We start from the raw sequence: 3,150 nt of genomic DNA, 5'->3' as shown, positions 1-3,150 counted from the left end.
AGACAATGGCAGAACTATCGATCAGCCCCGACGTCATCCGTGACGCGCTGAAGGACTTCGCCGCCGCCTACGAGCCCACCGGCGCCGCGGCGACCGAGGTCGGCACCGTCATCGACGCAGCCGATGGCATCGCGCACGTCGAAGGACTGCCGGGCGTCATGGCCAACGAGCTCGTCACCTTCGGTGACGGCACGAAGGGCCTGGCACTGAACCTCGACGAGCACGAGATCGGCGTGGTCGTCCTCGGCGACTTCACCGGCATCGAGGCCGGCCAGGAGGTCACCCGCACCGGCGAGGTCCTCTCGGTTCCGGTCGGCGACGGCTACCTGGGTCGCGTCGTCGACCCGCTCGGAAACCCGATCGACGGACTCGGCTCCATCGCGACCGAGGGCTCCCGTGCCCTCGAGCTGCAGGCGCCCGGCGTCATGCAGCGCAAGTCGGTGCACGAGCCGATGCAGACCGGCGTCAAGGCGATCGACGCCATGATCCCCGTCGGCCGCGGTCAGCGTCAGCTGATCATCGGCGACCGCCAGACCGGCAAGACCGCGCTGGCGATCGACACGATCATCAACCAGCGGGCCAACTGGGAGTCGGGCGACGTCAGCAAGCAGGTGCGCTGCATCTACGTCGCGATCGGTCAGAAGGGCTCGACCATCGCGGGCGTCCGCGGTGCGCTCGAAGAGGCCGGTGCGATGGAGTACACCACCATCGTCGCGGCTCCTGCGTCCGACCCCGCCGGCTTCAAGTACCTCGCCCCGTACACCGGCTCGGCCATCGGCCAGCACTGGATGTACGGCGGCAAGCACGTCCTGATCATCTTCGACGACCTGTCGAAGCAGGCCGAGGCCTACCGTGCCGTGTCGCTGCTGCTGCGCCGCCCGCCGGGGCGCGAGGCGTACCCCGGCGATGTCTTCTACCTGCACTCGCGTCTGCTCGAGCGCTGCGCGAAGCTGTCCGACGAGCTCGGCGCAGGTTCGATGACGGGTCTGCCGATCATCGAGACCAAGGCGAACGATGTCTCGGCGTACATCCCGACCAACGTGATCTCGATCACCGACGGCCAGATCTTCCTGCAGTCCGACCTCTTCAACGCCAACCAGCGTCCTGCGGTCGACGTGGGAATCTCGGTCTCGCGAGTCGGCGGTGACGCTCAGGTCAAGTCGATCAAGAAGGTCTCCGGAACGCTGAAGCTGGAGCTCGCGCAGTACCGCTCTCTCGAGGCGTTCGCGATGTTCGCATCCGACCTCGACGCGGCATCGCGTCGTCAGCTCGCCCGCGGTGCGCGACTGACCGAGCTGCTCAAGCAGCCGCAGTACTCGCCGTACCCCGTGGAGGAGCAGGTCGTCTCGATCTGGGCCGGCACCAACGGCAAGCTCGACTCGCTCGAGGTCGAAGACGTGCTCCGCTTCGAGCGCGACCTTCTCGACTACCTGCGCCGCAACACGTCGATCCTCGACACGCTGCGCGAGACCAACGTCCTCGATGACGCCACGGTCGCAGAGCTCGACAAGCAGACCGACGCCTTCATCCTGGAGTTCCAGGGCGGTAAGGGCCAGTCGATCGGCACCCCGGGCAACGAGCAGGTCTCTGCCGAAGACGCCGGTGACGTCAGCCAGGAGAAGATCGTCAAGGGTCGTCGCGGGTAACCGCGTGAGGTACTGATTCATGGGCGCTCAACTCAGGGTCTACAAGCAGAAGATCTCTTCTGCTCAGACGACCAAGAAGATCACGAAGGCGATGGAACTCATCGCGGCTTCGCGCATCCAGAAGGCGATGGCACGCGTCAAGGCGTCCAGCCCCTTCGCGCGTGCCGTGACGAGGGCCGTGTCCGCCGTCGCGACGCACTCCAGCGTCGACCATCCGCTCACTCGCGAGGCAGAGACGATCCGCCGTACGGCGGTCGTCATCTTCTCGAGCGACCGCGGCCTCGCCGGCGCGTTCAACTCGCAGGTGATCCGCGAGGGGCTCGAGCAGGGCGAGCGTCTGCGCGAGCTCGGTCGTGAGCCGGTGTACTACCTGGTCGGTCGAAAGGCCGTCGGGTACTTCCAGTTCCGCCGGATCGAGTCCGCGGCCGAGTGGATCGGCGACACCGACACGCCGTCGTTCCACACCGCCGAGGAGATCGCTCACACGCTGCAGGAATCCTTCCTGCGCGGCGGCGACTCCGAGGGCGTCGACGAGATCGTGCTGGTCTACAACCGGTTCGTGAGCATGATGACGCAGGAGCCCACCGCTCTTCGTCTGCTGCCGCTCGAGATCGAAGAGGCCGAGGACACGGCGACCGCCGCCGTGTACCCGCTCTACGAGTTCGAGCCCGACGCCGAGACCGTGCTCGACGCGATCCTGCCGGTGTACATCCAGAGCCGCGTGTTCAACGCCCTTCTCCAGTCGTCGGCTGCCAAGCAGGCCGCGACGCAGAAGGCGATGAAGTCGGCCAGCGACAACGCCGACAAGCTCATCACCGACTACACCCGCCTGCGCAACAACGCGCGTCAGGCCGAGATCACCCAGCAGATCGCCGAGATCGTCGGTGGCGCCGACGCTCTCGCATCGAGCTGACAGACCCTCAGGAAAGAGACGAAGAAATGACCACCACCGCCACGGCTGAGCAGCCGGCGACCGCGGTCGTCGGGCGCGTCGCCCGCGTCAACGGTCCGGTTGTCGACATCGAGTTCCCGCACGACTCGATCCCCGACATCTACAACGCCCTCAAGACCACCATCACGATCGGCGAGGACTCCACCGAGATCACGCTCGAGGTCGCACAGCACCTCGGCGACGACCTCGTCCGCGCCATCGCCCTGAAGCCGACGGACGGCATCGTCCGTGGCCAGGAGGTCCGCGACTCCGGTGAGGCCATCTCGGTTCCCGTCGGCGACGTGACCAAGGGCAAGGTCTTCAACGTGATCGGCGAAGTCCTCAACGCCGAGCCCGGCGAGACCATCGAGGTCACCGAGCGCTGGCCGATCCACCGCAAGGCGCCGAACTTCGACCAGCTCGAGTCGAAGACCACCATGTTCGAGACCGGCATCAAGTCGATCGACCTCCTGACCCCCTACGTGCAGGGTGGAAAGATCGGTCTGTTCGGTGGTGCAGGTGTCGGCAAGACCGTCCTCATCCAGGAGATGATCCAGCGCGTCGCGCAGGACC

Annotated in this window: 2 protein-coding genes and 1 pseudogene; all 3 read left to right on the top strand. The window is 66.3% G+C overall.

What is annotated here, in order from left to right; translation table 11 throughout:
• Nucleotides 1-5 precede the first annotated feature (5 nt).
• A complete protein-coding gene (atpA, locus tag RT309_RS14505; protein ID WP_313358170.1) occupies nt 6-1,646 on the top strand; it encodes a F0F1 ATP synthase subunit alpha in 1,641 nt (546 codons plus the stop codon).
• A 19-nt stretch (nt 1,647-1,665) separates the two neighbouring features.
• Nucleotides 1,666-2,559, top strand: coding sequence for a F0F1 ATP synthase subunit gamma (locus RT309_RS14500; protein WP_313358169.1), 894 nt, complete (start codon nt 1,666-1,668; stop codon nt 2,557-2,559).
• Between the two features lie 26 nt (nt 2,560-2,585).
• Nucleotides 2,586-3,150, top strand: a pseudogene (locus RT309_RS14495) (F0F1 ATP synthase subunit beta); the annotation flags it as partial.

The organism is Microbacterium sp. (genome assembly GCF_032084865.1).
GTDB lineage: Bacteria > Actinomycetota > Actinomycetes > Actinomycetales > Microbacteriaceae > Microbacterium.
The sequence above is the reverse complement of the archived record's forward strand: the minus strand, read 5'-3'. Positions and strand labels throughout refer to the sequence as shown.

What these genes read in the sequence shown, in the direction of transcription:
- atpA (WP_313358170.1), top strand. Translation starts at nt 6, where the DNA reads ATGGCAGAACTATCGATCAGCCCCGACGTCATCCGTGACGCGCTGAAG.
- RT309_RS14500 (WP_313358169.1), top strand. Translation starts at nt 1,666, where the DNA reads ATGGGCGCTCAACTCAGGGTCTACAAGCAGAAGATCTCTTCTGCTCAG.